The organism is Desulfitobacterium sp. PCE1 (assembly GCF_000384015.1).
Classification (GTDB): Bacteria; Bacillota; Desulfitobacteriia; order Desulfitobacteriales; family Desulfitobacteriaceae; genus Desulfitobacterium; species Desulfitobacterium dehalogenans.
Genome location: NZ_KB913023.1, coordinates 1662670 through 1680023 on the forward strand (window position 1 = coordinate 1662670; position 17354 = coordinate 1680023).

Sequence of the window (17354 nt, forward strand, 5' to 3'; positions counted from 1 at the left end):
TTCAAGATTAAGTACAGGAGGTAGATGATTAATGTTTACACGAATAGACCATGTTGCTCTTTCTGTAAAAGACAGACAAAAGTCGATTGACTTTTATGAAAAGAACTTTGGGTTTAAAAAGTATTTTGAACACGATGTTCCCGGGGTACCGAACCTTGAAAAGGTTGTTTATCTTCAGTTGGGCGATACCGTGTTAGAGTTTGAACATTGGACACATGAAAGGGAGAATAGGGGGTATCATTTCTGTCTTATTAGCGATGATTTTGATTCGGATTATCAAAAGCTTAAAAACGCAGGGATCCCGGTCGTAACTGAACCACATATTCCCGAGCCCAGAACACCTCAGGAAACAGGTTGGAAAAGAGTTGTTTTTCAAGGCCCTGACGGTGAATTAATTGAGTTCCGAGGATAAAAAATGTAGAGATACCGTATAGAGTTTTTGGAGCAAAAAATGAACAAAAACAGGCTGAAAAATGTACTTTTTTTCAGCCTGTTTATGGGCGGGGTCAACGTCTTGAAGGTTATGGTAGTTACCTGCCGTTTGAATGTAATATGATGTTAAATGGCAAAATGGCCTTGCACAGTGCCGTTAAGCACTCCCGCCACCATGATTACTTTGTCTCAGTCTTACTAAAACTTGGACAGCTGTTTCTTTTTCATCATCAATCATTATGGTTTGGCCGGGGCCAGTTAAGTTCTTTATTCGTGATACTAAACTATCGTCTAAAAAATCCTGACTCAATGCATTGACTGCCTTATAATCTTCTTTTGAAGTAATACGGTGTATTATACGAATTCCACATTGAGTAAGAACCTCTGAGTCTATGGCGGATGGTTGCTGACTGGCAACAACCAATGATAATCCTGGTTGTCTACCTTCTTTAGCCCAGCGAATAATAATTTCCTTAGACAAGGTACTCTTACCACTTGGACAGAAGTTATGAGCCTCATCAATAAATAACCAAACTTTCCTCATGTCTGTAGCCAATCCTAACTCTTCCCGTCTTCTAGCAATAGTCCTCTTTTCAAATATAAAGTTGGCCAATACGGCGACAACCAAATTACGTAAACCGTAACGTCCTTGAGCGATTACACTAAGATCAAGGATATTAATGGCATTGGGCTGGAGGATTTCCCAAATTTCTCTGTACTGGTGTTCCTCGAATATTTGCCAGTCTTCGGCCATTTCTAACTTGCGAAGGAGAGCTTCTTTGGTCTTATCTAATCCGTCAAGCTTGATAATTTGATCAGCAATGTCCGGAATCAGGAAGTTATTTTTTAATTTCTTTTTACATAACCTAACCGCCTTGAAAAGCATAATTCCTTGTAACTCATTAATATCAAGATTAAATAAATCACACCACATTTCAGGGGATAGATCTGATGGGTTTAGTCTAAGACCTTGAACAAATAATCCGCGTCGTGCCAGCTCAGAAATAATATCTGACGAACCGTAGCGTTCTAACGGGTCACCCGGTACTAGTAAGTTAACACGAAAACCTTTTGGCAAGAGATTATATTCTTGCAGCTTATCGGTAGCTTCAGTTATTTGGTTTGGTTCAGCCATAGTCCAAAAGATTCCTTGTGGGTCTACGGCTAGAACTATATCTTCGCCAAAATTCGAGAGTTCTTCAATTAAAACTCCTAGGGTATAAGATTTCCCTGTTCCGGTTTTTCCACATACTAAAATCCTTTGTGATTTGTCACAAGATATCGTGGTTTTTTCTACTGGCTCAATTGATTTACCGATAATTGCGGACTTTTCCATTCTTGTCACCCTTCGTGAGTTTTAATAATAATTTTAGTATTCCAGAAGTAAGGAAAAGTTATGAGTAGCCTTTCAGGTTATTCTTGGCCCTATATTTTTGTGAAGCTCATGGAGGAAAAGTTCACGTTTTCAGCCAGCCGGGTCAAGGAAGTAACGGCAAATAAGACGGTTTCACCACTATATATAGTGGTTTTAAGCCAAAAAAAGGGGGAAAACAGGGCCGAAAAAGTGTACTTTTCGGTCCTGTTTTTTAGGTATTTTTATGTCGGCGTTCTTTTCTCGAATTTTCCGCAGAACCTCCAACCCGTCCTTCTTCGGCAAATTCAAATCCAGTACAATAAGGTCGTATTCATTTACTTCATATTCAAACAACGCTTCCTCGCCGTCATAAACCGCGTCCACTGCGTAGCCGTTTTTTAGTCCCTTGGCGATATAGCCGGACAGCCCCTTTTCATCTTCAACTAGCAATATTCTCAAGGCCGTTGCCTCCTTTGCTTTTAGATTTAATCTTAGCAAAAGCCATGTTAGATTTTTGTTAGATCGAGTTTTCTTACTATACAGTGTTTGCGGTCACAAATGAACAAAGCTGATATCAACTATAAAATGAAATACAAAGGGTAGGAGGGTGATATAATATGGCGAAAGCACTAATAAGACTAAGAACCGGAGGTTATTATGAATGAATTGTTTACAATAGGAGAAATTTCTAAGCTTTTTAATATAGATGTCCGTCTCCTTCGTCATTACGATAAGATATCTTTGCTAAAGCCCGAATTCGTCAATAAAGAAAATGGATACCGTTATTATTCCACACGTCAATTTGAGTGCCTGAACACAATTCATTATCTCCGATCTTTAAACATGCCTTTGCCCAAAATCCGTGAGTTTTTTGAAAATCGTGATGATAAAAAGATGCTTAAAATTCTCGAGGAGCAAAAACGGCAAGTAGAAGAAGAACGCAAACAGCTGGATCGAATCGAAAGGAAACTTGAAAACAGGTTACTGCAAATTGAAGATGCATTTCAAACTGAATTTGATAAAATTGAAGAGCGTACTCTAAAGGATAGAGTAATAGCTGTACTAAAAAAAGAGCTCTCCATTTCGGACGACTTGGAACAACCGATCCGTGAATTGGCAAAGCGCAATTCTCTCCATGCAGTGATGTTTCTCGGAAAAGTAGGCGTTTCCATTTCAAGCTCTAATCTTCAGGGAGGTAAATTTAATAAGTTTTCTGCCGTTTTTGTCGTCATTGAACCGGAGGACAACCGCGGCGAAAACTTGTCCTGCCTGCCGGGAGGCAATTATTTGACTTTGCGCTTTCGAGGTACGCATAAAGACGCGAAGGCTTCATATATCAAAATGCTTCAATATATGAAAGAAAAAGGGTATGTGATCGCAGGAGATTCCCTTGAATTTGCTTTGATTGATTACGGCCTTACCAACGATCCCTCGAAATTCATCACCGAGATACAAATTCAATATAAATAAACCTTGACCCTCCAATTATTGGAGGGTTTATTGTTTGTGATGAAGGAGGTTTTATTATGATAGGTACTATTGCAAATACGCTTGCTATTCTGATCGGAAGTATGATTGGAGGCGGCATTAAAAAGGGCATCGGGGAAAAATATCAAAATGCATTGTATAACGCGATGGGACTTGCCGCATGCGGCCTTGGCATAAACGCAATCGTCCAGAACATGCCTAAAAGCACTTTTCCCGTATTGTTTATCATCAGTTTAGCAATCGGCAGTTTAGCTGGCACTGTTTTAAATTTGTATGACAGATTTGAAAGGCTCACAAAACGTTTCTCCAAAGGGAACTTGGGTCAAGGACTCTCTACCGCCATAGTGTTGTTTTGTATCGGAACGTTATCTATCTTAGGGTCTATGGAAAGCGCGCTTCATGGCAACTACACTTATTTGTATACAAATGCGACGCTGGATTTCATTACGTCACTGGTTTTAGCGTCTACGTATGGTATTGGGATCGCTTTTTCTGCGGCAGTGTTATTTTTATGGCAAGGTAGTATCTATCTTTTTGCAGGATACCTATCATCTTTTCTAACCGCAGACTTACTCACTGAAATCTCACTGATCGGCGGATTTCTGATTTTGAACTCCGGGCTTTCCATTTTGAAAATCAAGGATTGCAATGCGCTGAATATGCTGCCCGCATTATTTGTACCGGTTGCATGGTTTATCATAAAAGCAATATTATCATTTTAAACGGCAAAGGCAGACAGTTTAATCTTCTGTCTGCCTCGCCAAAAAAAACTCTTAAAACGAATCATCCAATATTTCAGGATAAGTCAGAATCATTCGGACGACTTTATTTTCCGGTTTAATATCTGCCAGGGATTGCCCTTCCTTCAGATCGAATTGAAAATACAAAGCTGCTGCACCTTCGACCTTAAACATTCCATAAATTTTGCCTCCATGGATGCTCACAGGTTCGATGTATTTGGGGCGGTAAACCTCGAACACTTTGGTTGACGTATCTCCCATTTTTATTCCCAAATTGGTCGCAGCCTCTGGCGATTCAACCGTGATTTCTAATACTTCTCCCGATTCAGCACCAATGAAAACCTTATAGCCGTCATAATCCCATCGGTAGACTTGCTCCGGGAAATGTCCTGTCTCTCCGCTGGGAGCAGTCTCTTTATACCCCTTACCCAAGGCCGCTTCCACCTGAGCTTTGGTATCTCCAAGGTGTACACCCGAGATATCCGGCCGGATATTTTTAGTGGTTTTTTTGGTTTCCTTCCCCTGCGGATCTACTTCTGTGTAGCCAATATCGCCTTCTTGATTCCAGGACTCTACTTTGTACAGGTAATCAATAGCTTTCCAGATATATTCGCTCTTCGGATTCCCCAAAGTATATACTTCCAAGGAACCCCACCTGGGACCATGTTCATGGGTTTCATTACCATAAGCCAGAGAGTGGCTGTCTGGGCTCCAGACCGGAATGCCCATGCTCTTCATCTTATAGGATTCTTCATGCAAGGTATCCACGATAATGATGCTGCTCTCGACCCCTTCTCCCAGCTTCTCACTGATGAGGACATGTTTGCTGTCAGGTGCCCAGGAAAAACCAAGGGTCGTCGGCTTAACATCACGGACTAATTTGGCCTCCTCTTCTCCGACCTTCCAAAGATAGGCCTCATCGGCCCCGTTCTTGTCTGGCTTCCCTGCCTGGATATAAGCTACCATTTTTTCATCGGGAGACCAGGTTGTTTTCTGGACATCCGTTAGAGACGAGAGTGCCGTCGTAATCTGCTCTTTCGATAAACCTTTTTGTTCTCCAGGTTTATCTCCATTCTGGTTGGATTTCGGTGTGCAGCCTATTAAAGAAGCTATTAAGACAATCACCAGTACCCCTGTTAATAACTTTGTTACTGATTTATAAGACATTTTTTTACTCCTTTTTTGCATTTTATTTCTCGGCAACCACTAAAAATGATAAGGGTTTTGTTCAAAATTATTGACGGTCAAAGTTCCGTCGGTCTGACGAATTGCATTTTTCCTCTTTCGCCCAAATTTGATAATATTATTTAATTGCAGATTGCTTACAATTTCTTCAAGTTGTTAAGTAAATGCAGGTACCATCGTTAAAAAGAGGCCAATAGCAGTGACCGTTTTTGAAATATTCCCTACCGCCAAGAGTGGCTTTTATATTGTTTATCCGTTCGCGGCGGGACTTAGTAGCTTCTGGATCCACGGCCACTGAGGTGAAGATAACATCACCCTCTTTGACCCCAGTAGGCAGGAGTAAGCGGGGGAGGTTAAAGATTTGGCGATCATCAGTTTCTACTACAGCAAAATCTTCTTCGAAACCGATCTATGATGTATATAATGCCTCCTTTATAGTATGAAGGAATCTTCATCGTCGGCTGGCGATTTCCTTCTTTTCGATAAAAGGTTATGTTTTATGTAAAGAAAAAACCGTTGGCATTGTCTACCTGTTGTCAACGGTGAAGGAGTTTTCATGGTAAAAGCTAATAACCATGTAAAGAGAAATAGATGTTTTGAGCGAAGTAATTTGCCAGAACGGAGATTATGATGAAGAAATAGTCAGGAATGAAGTTGACGAAATTCAGATTTTTGGCATTTCGTTTTGATTTTCCGTAAGAATGGTTTACAGGAGAAAAGGTTGCTCAAGAATGACTGATGAATATGCAGAATTTTCTACGAAATCCCTTTTATTATGGTATATTTATTATAATATCAAGGGTTGGCAAAATACTATTTTATAGATAGGGAGTAATCATTATGGAAAAGCAAAAAAGCAATGTTTGGGATGTTAGGTTTGAAAAAATAAATGAATTGGGAGAAGTCGGAAACGCCAGAGTTTTTTATGTTAGCGATAAAAAAGTGGACAAGAATTTGCTTTAAAATATCTATAAAAGTGAAGAAAAGAAATATAGATTTATTGATGAAATATATCCAAGAAAAGTATGATATTTGAAAATGGAAAATACCCCGAAAGTCTAAGAGATCGAATCGTTACAATTTACTTTAATTGAAAGAAAAGGCAGATGCCAAATCGATGAAAAAATAGCCTGCCTAGGCGACTGTTTCTGAAATGTATTCTGTCGCTAAGGGGCACCGGAGAGAAGCAACATCCTTTTTGTATCTTCAAGTCATATAGAGCGCTGCTTAACACATTGTAGATAATAGTAATACATTGATTGGAGTAATCTTTGATGAATAAAATTAAGAGTAAATCCAAAAAGAAAACTAAGAGCAGTATGAGTGATTCTATTTCAGGCAGTAAATATTACAAATGGCGCTGCTCATTGTCTACTAAACATCCAACTTTTCTTATAGTCGGCGATTTAATATTTTTAATTACTCTATTTGCAACAATGCTTACGATAAAAGATTCATATATTAATTGGCATCAGCGACAGTATGAATCTGATCAAGCAGCATTAGAATATTATCGTATCGGAGAAAAGTATTATTCCGATAAAAATTATAAGGATGCACTTAGTAATTTTGAAAAAGTTTACGATATAAATAAAAGTTTATTTGATACTAAATATTATTACACTATGTCTATGCTTGGAGTAAACCAATCTAAGAATTCAATACTTGCAAGAAAAGTCTTATATGAAAATAGTGAATATCTTAATGATAATGAAAAAGCATTATATGCTATGTTAGAATGTAATCAAGGAAATTATTTCAACAGCTCAAATATACTCGCTGAAATAAAAGAACCTTTTAGTTTAAGAAGTGATATTTTTAATCAATACATAGTGACATCTTCAATTACAAATTTTAACCTAAGTTTTAAAGAAGGACAAAATAAGGTGTTTGATAATAAATTATTAATTGATAGGAAGATAAATTCTCTTGGACTCCTATCTGATATCGATATAAAAAAATTTGATGATGTTACAGTTAATCTTGATATACAGACTCTATTTAGAGATGAATCTTACAAATTAAAAGAAAGTGCTATGGAAATGTTTATTTTCTATTTAAATGAATGTATGGAAAAAGAAGAGTATGGTAGGATACTTCCTGTTATGGAAATGGCCTCAAGTTATTTTGAAATTTTTAGCACTAAAGAAAATGTAGCAAAAGACTATCTTAACCATTTTTATGATTATATGAATATGTTTTCTGGATACAATCAAGTACATTTAAAAAGCATAGATATAATAACTAAAAATGTAATTTGCAAACTGGAAAATGGCAATAAAGATATATGGACAAATGATTTGATACGATGCAAACAAATTTATAATAAAATTATTGATGATTATAATACGGATTGGACTCCGTATAATTGATATGGCGATAAAAAATCAATGCTATATTGATTAGTTTTGAACTTAATGATCATTTCCACCAAGGAATCATCTGCTCTATATGACATCTTTTTTGTACCCAAGGCATGTGGAGTGTGTCGTGTTGATAGAACGAAAGTAGGTAATACGGCTGTATCCCGGGTTTTAGGGTACTGTCAATAGTTTTTCGCAAATTGATTTCCGCTTGATATGATCATCAGTATAATGGCCGTGACCCTAGCTAAGGACTTGATATGGGGATGGCGGATGCTACTCTTTAGGATAAAACATTCAGTTCTAATGTTGTCCAAGGCCTGGCCTTTACCATCATTGAGATCGTTTATAATTGTGTTAAAGTGGTTAGGATCATGAAAAGTGAACCACTTCTGCTCATATAAAACTGAGCCATTGTGCTCAATTAATGGAGCCAAGTTTAGTTTCCAACCTCTGTTTCAATCTATAGGAGTCAGCGTTCATGTCCAATATGTATACGTTCATCAAAGACACTCTTGCTCAAATTTTGCAGAGTGTCTTATTTTTGTGCTATCCTTACGCTTGGTAAGGAATTCTTAGATCGTACATAGGCGGTTTTATAGCATCACTGTATAAGTTGCAACAGCCAGAGAGAACCGTTATGCGATAGTACGAGCGTTCAGAAGACCGTAAGGGATATCGGTCTGGTCATTATCAAAGGAACCTGGTCACTACTTCCGGAGAGGTTAAACTTAAAGTACCGAAGCTAAAAGGGGTAGCCTTTGAAACAGCCATCATTGAACGATATCGGCGGCGGGAAAGCTCCGTAGAAGAAGCACTGATTGAAATGTATTTAGCGGGTGTCTCTGTTCGCCGAGTGGAGGATATCACTGAGGCATTATGGGGGACCAAAGTATCCGACGGGACCGTCAGCCAACTCAACAAGAAAGTTTACGGGCACATTGACACTTGGCGTAACCGCCCTCTGCAAGGAAAGTATCCTTACGTTTACTTGGACGGAATTTATCTTAAGCGTAACTGGGGTGGAGAATATGAGAACGTCGCCATCCTGATTGCGATGCAGTCAACGAAGACGGATACCGAGAAGTGATCGGAGCCAGCGAAGGAATGAAGGAAGACAAAGCCAGCTGGCAAGAATTCATAAAAAGCTTAAAGGAACGGGGCCTCTCTGGAACCCAGTTATTTATCGGAGATAAATGCTTAGGGCTCTTAGAAGCTGTCCATGAAGTCTTTCCTGATGCAAAATTTCAGCGCTGCAACGTTCACTTTTACCGTAATGTATTTTCGGTAACACCGCGTTCAAAAATGAAAGAAGTGGCGGCCATGCTAAAAGCCATTCATGCTCAAGAAGACAAAGCTGCGGCAAAAGAAAAGGCAACGGCGGTCGTCAATAAACTGCGGGATATGAAGCTGAAAGAAGCTGCTAAAAAGGTCGAAGATAGCATTCTGGAGACTCTGACCTACATGGATTTTCCACAAGCTCACTGGTCAAAGCTTAGGAGTAATAACGTCATTGAGAGATTAAACCGGGAAATTCGTCGCAGAACACGGGTTGTCGGTACCTTTCCGGACGGTAATTCAGCTCTCATGCTGGTTTGTGCTCGACTACGACATGTAGCCAGCAAAGCCTGGGGAACAAAACAATACATGAGCATGAAACATTTGGAAGAGATGAATAAAGAAAACCAACTTGATGCTGGTTAATCACCAATCAACTCTGGGGAAGACTTGACATGGGACCCCGTGCCGGATGCTCCAATGGGTCGTGGAATGGGGCTCAAAAGGTGGATTCCTTTTGGGTAAGCCCCATCCCCGTTCTTAAGGGTAGCATCCGTCACCCCCATATCAAGTCTTGCCCTGGGGTTATATATAAACCTACTGCCAAGCAGAAAATCAAATTTGCGAAAGATTATTGACAGTACCCGATAGTGTTGCGTTGTATTGACGGCCGTAAAATAATTACCCATGTCCCTAATTAATGATCAGCCGGGGAGTTAGATAAGGTATCCCAGGTATTGCACCGGGTACCCACCATGGTTGTTTTTCCTTCAGCTTGAGCGGAACAGCAAAGACTACCTCTCCTGCGAAAAGGATGGACTTCGGTCCGTATTTAGACCGGGTGCTGTCCAGAGTGTTGGCCACCAGGTCTAAGGCTTCTTTACATGAAACTCGCTCCCATTGCCCCTGAACCCCCTTCGCCGGCTCGCTTCATCGAGTATTTCAGGCTGTCGGGATGATAGGTCCACTGGAGGCGGGATACTCCCCGCAGACATGGACGCAAATAGAAGTTTGGATCAGGAGTGATGTGAACAATTCTTTCCTTAGCAGCTGGAGCTGCTTTTATCTTGTTGGTGCGGCATAAACCATGAATAACTGGTGCCTCTAAAGTTATGGCTCCACCTAAAGTAAGTGTTCCGTCAAGGCATTTTCGGCGAGATAAATTTAATAAAGTCACTTCCTGAAGTCTGTGTAATGTTACTCTTTGGGTGAATCAACGGTCTATGTCGGAATAAATAAGGGAAGGAGGTTTTCGGTGTGAAAATCTCCTTCCCTTATTTATTTGTTCTATTTAATCATCTTTGCCCAAGTTCAATACTTGTAAGGCAATATAAACATTGACCATATGATCAACTCGGCGCAGGTCGAAGCCTGTTACTTGTTCGATTTTTTTGATGCGGTTACGCAGGGTGTTTTCATGAACATAGAGTGCTTTAGCGCATTCGGCAATCTGACATTTATACTCGATAAAGACCCTGAGACTGTCCAGCAATCCTGTATTCTCAGCTTGGTCGTATTCAATCAGAGGACCTAGAACCCGTTGGCTGAATTCCTCCAGTTCCCTGGCCGGCTGAGTAAAGATAAATTTAAGAAACCCCATCTCTTCAAAGTAGCAAACGCTTTTATGATCAAAGACTTTTCCTAATTCCCAGGCAACCTTGGCTTCCTGATAGCTTTTATATAAATCTGTGACAGAAGGGACTCCTGAGCCTATTCCCACACCGATTGAGGAACGTTTTTTTCCGTGGTCAGCGAGCCGGTCGAGAAAGCTGTTAATAAAATTAGCCAAGGAAGTTTTAAGCTTTGCCTTCTTTAATCCGTTAATATTGAGAATAACCACCAATTGAAGGTTGATATAAGCACTGATCGGTGAGGAGTGGTTAAATAAGCGGGGCAGTATTTCCCGGGCCGTTTTAAAATCTTTATCTGGGAGGTCAATAACTAAGGCAAGCAAGGATCCCTGTAAATTCCACCCCCAGGATTTCACCTTTTCGTGGATAGTCGCTTTTGAGTCATAATTGTTGTAAAGGATATCGCGAATGAAATCGTCCCGGTATTGTTCTTGTCTTAAGCTGTCTTCACAGCTGCTTTTCAGTGAGAGAAGCAAGGGCATAGACGCATCTAAGATAGTTTGCTTGTCTTCTGCAGACAGAGGTTTTAGCTTTAGTGCATTGGTAACGGGGGTGGTGTCCAGGACAATACAATAGCCCAAGCAATAATCTCCGGTCAGCAAGGGCAAATAGACAAAGGGAAAGATCTGATTATTTAAAGTGAATTGAGCATGATGCAGAATGTGCTCAGAGCGGTTTAGAAAATCAGCTTCATTGATTTTTACATCGGGAACATATAAGAACTCATCTAAGTTAAGATTGAGGTTCAAGGGATCATGGCAAGCCAAAATACGGTGGACTGAATTGGTAAGCAGCACCGGCCGATTAAGGATTTGAGATAAGCGCCAGATTAAGTGAGGTATACCTTTACCTTGGGCAAGATCTTGAATGAGCTGATAGAATAGGCCACCGGGATTAGTCATTACGGTCACCTTCCTTCATGATAGTATGGTTCGGGAGATGTAAGCCAACCTGTTTCCCTATTTTAAGTGGGTGATAGCGGGCTGCCGGCCGAGTAACCTGAATTCGGGGGATTCCAGGGAGGGTCTTAAGCAAAAGGTGCTCGTGATGTTTCAAGGGATCAAAGAGTTGCAAAGCTTCGACAGGACAGGCCGCTATACAGAAAGGTTCCTCACCTTCTTCCAATTTATCGAAGCATAAATCGCATTTGATGACTTTTCCGGTATCGGGGAGAAGTACAGGAGCTTCGAAAGGACAGCTGCGTATACAGGTGCCGCAACCCTTGCATTTTCCTTCGTCGAAAACGACAATACCGTCTCTCCGTTTACGGTAGGCGTGATTAGGACATAAACGAAAACATTCAGGATTGAGACAATGATTACAGGATGAAGAAAGATAGTATTTCAGGAGACGCCCTTCCATTGCCAATTCAATGGCAGTTACTTTGCGCAGAGTAATACCTGGCGGCAAGTTATGGTTGACAGAGCATGCCGTCTGGCAAGAACGGCAGCCAAGACAACGGTTTGGATTAAAAACAAAACCTTTTTGATTCATTTTGCTACCCCATCTTAACCAAATTAACGAAGCAATTATTATAAGCAATACCAGGGCTTCCAGAAAAGATTTGTCCTAAATCTGTACTCTCAAAACTAAGCAGGGTATTGATTAGTTTGTTGTTCATATCCTCCATCCCCATATAAGTGATGACGATATCAGGTGGGAGGCTGAGGGAGAAGGAAACGGGCAATTCCAGTTCACCCATTTCATTATATACTTTCGCCAGATCCCCTTCTGCCAGGTTTTTTTGCCGGCCGGTGTCAGGATGCATGAGGAGTAAAGGGGCGTTTTCTAAACGACGTAATAGATCGATAGTATAAAACTGAGAGTTTAGAGTAATAGGTGAGCGGACAACCATTAAGCGAAAAGGATAGGAATATGATGATACAGGCTGGTCAACAGGAATAGGCAAGGGAGGGGCCCGATGGAGGGCAGCTGTATGGGAGAAAAATTCATAGCGCCCAGAGGCTGTAGGAAACTGACGATCCTGCCAGGGGACAGCCGGCAGGTTCACCCGGGCGGGGTGATGGGCCAGTTCGCGGTAGTCAGTGATACCCAGAGAATCATTGAGGGAAGCAAATTCTTGAGTCAGCCATGCCCGGGCATCCCCGTGTAGGGGAAAAGAGCTTAAACCTGGTTTGAGCTGATGAAGCACAGAAGCCAGCCCGTGCATTATTTCAAAGTCCGACTTGCTTTCTCCTAAGGGGGGAATAGCTTGTTGGTTAATCGCCGCACCATAATGCCATAATGAAATAACGACATCTTCAAATTCAAAAGGAGAAGAAACAGGCAGCACATAATCAGCCATCTGAGCGGTGGCAGAGAGAGTTTGATCAGCGACAACCACTGTATCAATAGTTTTCATGGCCTGGATAATTTGTGCCGAGTCGGGGTCCTGGGCCACCGGGTTTCGTCCGGCAACCCACAGGAACTTTATAGGCGGATCAAGGGTATCCAAATGAGTATACCAATCGGTCCCCAGAATTCGATTGTCAGTATTATTTTCTGATAAACGCTGTCTTACTCCGTAGGGCAAACGGAGTTTGCCGTACTTACCGGCATGTTGTAACTGTTCATAGGAAGTATAATGCACATTACCGCCAGAAATGCCGATGTTACCGGTTAATGCGGCAAGGCTGTCAATTATTCTGGCGTTTTGTCCGCCGGAGGGACCTCGTTGAATTCCAGGTCCCAACCTGATCGTTGCGGGTTTGATGGTACCATACAAGCGTGCTAACTCGTACAGTTCGGTGATGGGAATACCGGTAGAAGATGAAACATGGTTGAGATCGACGGTTTCTATATAATTACGGTATTCAGGCCAGCCAAAGGTGAAATTATTTAAAAACTCATGGTCGACCAGATGTTCCTCAACTAAGATTTTGGCAAGCCCCAGAGCCAGGTCACCATCTGTTCCCGGGCGTATCCGATAATAAATATCACTGCGGGCAGCTGTTGAGGTGAAGATGGGATCAATCACCACAATCATTGCCCCTTCATCCTGAGCTCCAAAAATATAACGCATCTGGTGTATGGTCGTCCAAGCCGGATTCGCACCCCAAATGAGAATGAGGCGAGAGTTCTTCATGTCTTCAGGAAGGGGCTTTTTAAGTGCACCATAATTTAGAATGAAAGCATCAGTTCCAGCAGATACACAGGGGTTGCCTAAAAGCGTGGTAATCGGTCCCAAGGAGCCAAAAAGGCCTTCTACGCTTTGGCTTAAAAGGCCTGTAGTTCCCAAAAATTTATTCATGCTGACAGGTAATAGGCTGCCATACTCTTGATCGATTTCAACCAGCTTGTTCCCGATTTCCGTGAAAGCCTGTTTCCAGGAAATCCTTTGCCAATTTCCGCTCCCTTTCCTTTGCTGTTTAAGAGGATAAAGAACCCGGTAGGGAGAGTAGACCAGTTCTTTCAGCGCATAACCCTTGGCGCAGATTTTTCCCTGGGTATAAGGATCGCGGGGATCTCCTTTTATGTTGATAATTCGGCCGTCGACGACATCGGTTAGGAGGCGGCATGATGCGGGACAATCGGCTGTACAGACATTACAGTAGGTCTGAGACATCTTATGGATACCTCCATTTATTTGGGGAAGATATTAAAAATTAATCTTATTTTATCAGAATCTGCTGGCGAATTCACCCTTTCAGGAGCCAAGAAAGTGATAATGTGGTTTATCACAATGCGGACACCTTTAAAATGTCCATTTCCACACAGGTTGTAACGAGGGGGGAATTAACAAGGGAGCCACTGTGCTTTTTACAAATAAAAGAGACAATTCATGGATTTTCCTACAGAAGAGAAAGAAAGTATAAAAACGAAATAGCTTTAGCGAAAGTTTTAATACTTAATACCGAAAAGAAAGGAAAATCATGATGAACATTTCGAGACGTAACTTCATTAAGGGTGGTGTGGCTGGAACAGCAACACTGGGATTGTCCGGCAGCTTGCTCTTTGTCGACAAATGGTTGCGCCCCGCCACCGCGGCAAGCGATTCAGGAGAAAGGATAGCCTATACGTACCACCCCCCGGGCTGTGGTGGCCGATGTGCGTATCAATGCACAGTGCGGGACGGCAAGCTGGTAAAGATTGAACCGAATGATTGGCCGGATCACCGGTATTCCGTGCTCTGCACACGTGGGCTGAGCGAACTGCAGCGGGTGTATAGCCCTGACCGTCTCCAAACTCCTTTGAAAAGAGTAGGGGAAAGGGGCGAAGGCAAATTTGTTCCGATCTCTTGGGATGAGGCTATTACAACGGTTGCGGACAAATTTAAAGAATTGCACAGCCAATATGGCGGCAAATCCATTTTGAAAATGATTTCGGCAAATCAGGAATATGCAATGCCGCTTTTATCATCATTGTTAGGAATGCCAATTGCCCTCGAAACTTCGATTGATACCGGAATGGCTAGTGGATATGAGGAAGTAACAGGCACAGCGCCTTTTGGTTATTCTCATCATGAGATTACAGACCTGGTCAATTCTAAGACGATCATCATGATAGGCGTTAATATTTTTGAAACGACGGTAGCTGATTCCCAATTCGTTTTTGAAGCGAAGGAAGCAGGTGCCAAACTTATTGTCGTAGACCCCAATTACAGTACTACAGCGTCAAAAGCCGATCAATGGATTCCGATCAAGCCAGGTTCCGATCCGGCTCTGCTCCTGGGTATGATTAACATTATCCTTGCCAATGGCTGGTATCAAGCCGACTTCCTGCAGAAGAATACATCCGCGCCCTTTTTAATCAGAGCGGATAATCAGCACTTGCTCCGGCAAAACGACTCTGCCGACGGGCCTGATGAGAATCCGTTCATGGTGTGGGATGAGGTTAGCGATTCGCTGCAGCCTTATAACGCCGCTGGAATTCAACCTAAATTAGAGGGAGAATTCACTGTCGGCGGGATGCAGGTCAAAACTGTATTCTCTGCATTAAAGGAACAAACAAAGCAATATACACCAGCCTGGGCTGCTGAGACTACAGAAATACCGGAACAGACCATCATAGACTTAACCCGGCAATATGCTACAGGCGGTCCGGCACGTCTGGCCTGGGGCTTTGGCGGCGCAGAGAAGATTTCCAATAGCGATATTTTCGGGCATGCCGGGGCTATCCTCGGGGCTCTGACCGGTAATTTCGGGCGAACAGGCGGCGGTGTAGGCAATTGCCTGTTCCATAGAATCAGCTGGGCATATGTTACACCGCTTGCCCCATGGCCGTTGCCGCCTCAGTTCAAGACCGGTGTAATGGAAATGCCTACTGCCCTCATGCGTTCTCGACCGAATTCTGTAAAAGCCGTTCTCAACCTTGGGAACAGCTTCCAGCAGCATTTTCCTAATTTCCATCAAGCCGAAAAATGGTTCAAAGAACAATTAGAATTTATAGTTACGGTCGATGTATGGGACAATCTCAGCGTAGCTTACTCCGATATTGTACTGCCTATCGGCAGCTGTTTTGAGAGCAACTATGATATCACTCGATTCCAATTGAACAGAAATCATGCTCTTCTTTCCGAAAAAGTAATCGAACCCCTCTTTGAAAGCAAGAGCGATTTTGAGATCGAACAGTTATTGGCTGCCAGATTAGGATTTGAAGAATACATGCCCAAAACCCCGGAAGATTATATAAGAGCCCAGCTGAGTTCTCCCCATCCTTTCCTGGAAGGAATCACGGTGGAAACGCTTAAAGCAAATAATTTCATTATGCGTTTGAATTGCCCGACAGAACCTTATATAGCTTCCAAGGATCAGATATATAAAACGCCATCTACTAAACTGGAGATCTACAATGAAAAAATGATAGAATTCGACCAAGCTTTACCGGCATATGAAGAACCCGCGGAAATGAACTCTGAGTTAAGGCAAAAGTATCCGCTGCAATTTGCTCAGTATCGTTCCCGGTTCCATGTTCATTCCCAGTTCATGAGAGTCTCCTGGATTAGGCAGTTTTGCCCTGAGCCAAGGCTGGAACTCAACCCCTTTGACGCCAAGAGTAGGGGATTGGCAAATGGAGACCTCGTTGAGGTGTTCAATGACCGGGGTGAATTTAAAGCCCGCTGCAAGATTATGAATGATCTGCGGTCAGGGGCAGTCAGGATGGAAGAAGGCTGGTGGTCTAAAGATATGCCTGAAGGAGATATGAATAATGTAATCAATGATGCCTTTAATCCCCGTGGATTTAAGCGGAAATACGGACCGATCTTTCCTTTTTATGATACTTTGGTTGAAGTGAAGAAAGCTTAGGGGGTGAAGAAAGATGGCAAAAAAATTAGGCATGGTGATTGATTTAAAACGCTGCACGGGATGCACAACATGTGCAAACGCGTGCAAGATGCAGAATAATGTTCCCATGGGTATGTTATGGAACCGTGTGCTCACAGAAGGCGGGGAAGAGTATGATACTAGCGCAGGAGTATACCCGAATTTGCAAAAGAGCTTCCTCCCGATTGCCTGCCAGCATTGCGAAAATGCAGCGTGTGTTAAGGTTTGTCCGGTAGGTGCTACTTACAAAGATGAGCTGGGCAGGGTAGTGATTAATTACGACAGATGCATTGGCTGCCGTTTCTGCATGGCTGCCTGCCCCTATAATGCCCGGGTATTTAACTGGGAGGCACCGGTGCGTGACCCTGGCTTTAATTATGGAGATAAAGACGTGCCGATTCGTAAAGTAGGTGTAATGGAAAAATGCTCATTGTGCAAGGAACGTACCGACACAGGATTAGAACCCATGTGTGTAAAGTGTTGCCCGACTAGAGCTCGGAAATTCGGTGATTTGAATGATCCGGAAAGTGAAGTTTCCCGTTTAATTCGGGAGAGGAATGGGCAGCAACTTTTATCGGAAAAAGGGACGAAGCCGCAAGTATATTATTTGGGCTAGAAGG

General features: G+C 42.2%; 15 protein-coding genes and 1 pseudogene. 8 read left to right on the forward strand and 8 right to left on the reverse strand.

The genetic code is table 11. The features are described from left to right. Window positions 1–31: 31 nt before the first annotated feature. A complete protein-coding gene (locus DESPCE1_RS0108330) occupies window positions 32–412 on the forward strand; it encodes a VOC family protein (protein ID WP_014793589.1) in 381 nt (126 codons plus the stop codon). A 177-nt stretch (window positions 413–589) separates the two neighbouring features. On the opposite strand, the gene DESPCE1_RS0108335 is transcribed toward DESPCE1_RS0108330, so the two are convergent. Both DESPCE1_RS0108335 and DESPCE1_RS0108340 read right to left on the reverse strand, forming a co-directional pair. Next, a complete protein-coding gene (locus DESPCE1_RS0108335; protein WP_019850158.1) occupies window positions 590–1768 on the reverse strand; it encodes an ATP-binding protein in 1179 nt (392 codons plus the stop codon). Between the two features lie 192 nt (window positions 1769–1960). Next, window positions 1961–2245 carry a response regulator gene (locus DESPCE1_RS0108340; RefSeq protein WP_019850159.1) on the reverse strand — a complete coding sequence of 95 codons (285 nt, stop codon included), beginning with the start codon at window positions 2243–2245 and terminating at the stop codon, window positions 1961–1963. Window positions 2246–2443: 198 nt separating this feature from the next. On the opposite strand from DESPCE1_RS0108340, the gene DESPCE1_RS0108345 reads away from it, so the two are divergent. Both DESPCE1_RS0108345 and DESPCE1_RS0108350 read left to right on the forward strand, forming a co-directional pair. Next, window positions 2444–3256: a MerR family transcriptional regulator gene (locus DESPCE1_RS0108345; RefSeq protein ID WP_019850160.1), complete on the forward strand. Its 813-nt coding sequence runs from the start codon at window positions 2444–2446 to the stop codon at window positions 3254–3256. Window positions 3257–3312: 56 nt separating this feature from the next. Continuing rightward, a complete protein-coding gene (locus DESPCE1_RS0108350; RefSeq protein WP_019850161.1) occupies window positions 3313–3996 on the forward strand; it encodes a DUF554 domain-containing protein in 684 nt (227 codons plus the stop codon). A gap of 51 nt (window positions 3997–4047) precedes the next feature. Here the strand turns inward: DESPCE1_RS0108350 and DESPCE1_RS0108355 are convergent, their stop codons facing one another. Then, window positions 4048–5181 (reverse strand): hypothetical protein, encoded by a 1134-nt coding sequence (locus DESPCE1_RS0108355; RefSeq protein WP_019850162.1) that lies wholly within the window; start codon window positions 5179–5181, stop codon window positions 4048–4050. A gap of 166 nt (window positions 5182–5347) precedes the next feature. After that, window positions 5348–5608: a DUF3006 family protein gene (locus DESPCE1_RS22465; RefSeq protein ID WP_345787843.1), complete on the reverse strand. Its 261-nt coding sequence runs from the start codon at window positions 5606–5608 to the stop codon at window positions 5348–5350. A 431-nt stretch (window positions 5609–6039) separates the two neighbouring features. Between DESPCE1_RS22465 and DESPCE1_RS23985 the strand changes: the two genes are divergently transcribed. The 3 genes and pseudogenes from DESPCE1_RS23985 to DESPCE1_RS21835 all read left to right on the forward strand — a co-directional run. Next, window positions 6040–6162: a hypothetical protein gene (locus DESPCE1_RS23985; protein WP_014793594.1), complete on the forward strand. Its 123-nt coding sequence runs from the start codon at window positions 6040–6042 to the stop codon at window positions 6160–6162. A 311-nt stretch (window positions 6163–6473) separates the two neighbouring features. After that, on the forward strand, window positions 6474–7571 hold the full coding sequence (locus tag DESPCE1_RS0108370) for a hypothetical protein (protein WP_019850164.1): 1098 nt from the start codon (window positions 6474–6476) through the stop codon (window positions 7569–7571). A 640-nt stretch (window positions 7572–8211) separates the two neighbouring features. Next, window positions 8212–9266, forward strand: a pseudogene (locus DESPCE1_RS21835) (IS256 family transposase); the annotation flags it as partial. Window positions 9267–9533: 267 nt separating this feature from the next. On the opposite strand, the gene DESPCE1_RS22985 reads toward DESPCE1_RS21835, so the two are convergent. From DESPCE1_RS22985 to DESPCE1_RS0108400, 4 genes are all read right to left on the reverse strand, one after another. After that, window positions 9534–9704 carry a hypothetical protein gene (locus DESPCE1_RS22985; RefSeq protein ID WP_148269911.1) on the reverse strand — a complete coding sequence of 57 codons (171 nt, stop codon included), beginning with the start codon at window positions 9702–9704 and terminating at the stop codon, window positions 9534–9536. Window positions 9705–10131: 427 nt separating this feature from the next. Next, the gene (locus tag DESPCE1_RS0108390) at window positions 10132–11373 is read right to left on the reverse strand and encodes a CdaR family transcriptional regulator (protein ID WP_014793596.1); all 1242 of its coding nucleotides are present in this window, start codon (window positions 11371–11373) and stop codon (window positions 10132–10134) included. Further along, complete coding sequence (locus DESPCE1_RS0108395; protein ID WP_014793597.1) at window positions 11366–11965, reverse strand: 4Fe-4S dicluster domain-containing protein; 600 nt, start codon at window positions 11963–11965, stop codon at window positions 11366–11368. Before DESPCE1_RS0108395 ends, DESPCE1_RS0108390 begins: the two co-directional genes overlap by 8 nt. Before the next feature lie 4 nt (window positions 11966–11969). Next, window positions 11970–14036 (reverse strand): molybdopterin-dependent oxidoreductase, encoded by a 2067-nt coding sequence (locus DESPCE1_RS0108400; RefSeq protein ID WP_014793598.1) that lies wholly within the window; start codon window positions 14034–14036, stop codon window positions 11970–11972. Between the two features lie 307 nt (window positions 14037–14343). Here DESPCE1_RS0108400 and DESPCE1_RS0108410 point away from each other — a divergent pair, with 307 nt between their 5' ends. Then, on the forward strand, window positions 14344–16716 hold the full coding sequence (locus DESPCE1_RS0108410; protein ID WP_028305511.1) for a molybdopterin-dependent oxidoreductase: 2373 nt from the start codon (window positions 14344–14346) through the stop codon (window positions 16714–16716). A gap of 13 nt (window positions 16717–16729) precedes the next feature. Then, the gene (locus DESPCE1_RS0108415) at window positions 16730–17350 is read left to right on the forward strand and encodes a 4Fe-4S dicluster domain-containing protein (RefSeq protein ID WP_014793600.1); all 621 of its coding nucleotides are present in this window, start codon (window positions 16730–16732) and stop codon (window positions 17348–17350) included. Window positions 17351–17354: the final 4 nt, after the last annotated feature.

Excerpts from the sequence above, each read along its gene's own strand:
- DESPCE1_RS0108415 (WP_014793600.1), top strand. The coding sequence starts at position 16,730 with ATGGCAAAAAAATTAGGCATGGTGATTGATTTAAAACGCTGCACGGGA.
- DESPCE1_RS0108330 (WP_014793589.1), top strand. The coding sequence starts at position 32 with ATGTTTACACGAATAGACCATGTTGCTCTTTCTGTAAAAGACAGACAA.
- DESPCE1_RS0108335 (WP_019850158.1), bottom strand. The coding sequence starts at position 1,768 with ATGGAAAAGTCCGCAATTATCGGTAAATCAATTGAGCCAGTAGAAAAA.
- DESPCE1_RS0108370 (WP_019850164.1), top strand. The coding sequence starts at position 6,474 with ATGAATAAAATTAAGAGTAAATCCAAAAAGAAAACTAAGAGCAGTATG.
- DESPCE1_RS0108400 (WP_014793598.1), bottom strand. The coding sequence starts at position 14,036 with ATGTCTCAGACCTACTGTAATGTCTGTACAGCCGATTGTCCCGCATCA.
- DESPCE1_RS23985 (WP_014793594.1), top strand. The coding sequence starts at position 6,040 with ATGGAAAAGCAAAAAAGCAATGTTTGGGATGTTAGGTTTGAAAAAATA.
- DESPCE1_RS0108345 (WP_019850160.1), top strand. The coding sequence starts at position 2,444 with ATGAATGAATTGTTTACAATAGGAGAAATTTCTAAGCTTTTTAATATA.
- DESPCE1_RS0108395 (WP_014793597.1), bottom strand. The coding sequence starts at position 11,965 with ATGAATCAAAAAGGTTTTGTTTTTAATCCAAACCGTTGTCTTGGCTGC.
- DESPCE1_RS0108355 (WP_019850162.1), bottom strand. The coding sequence starts at position 5,181 with ATGTCTTATAAATCAGTAACAAAGTTATTAACAGGGGTACTGGTGATT.
- DESPCE1_RS0108410 (WP_028305511.1), top strand. The coding sequence starts at position 14,344 with ATGATGAACATTTCGAGACGTAACTTCATTAAGGGTGGTGTGGCTGGA.
- DESPCE1_RS0108350 (WP_019850161.1), top strand. The coding sequence starts at position 3,313 with ATGATAGGTACTATTGCAAATACGCTTGCTATTCTGATCGGAAGTATG.
- DESPCE1_RS0108390 (WP_014793596.1), bottom strand. The coding sequence starts at position 11,373 with ATGACTAATCCCGGTGGCCTATTCTATCAGCTCATTCAAGATCTTGCC.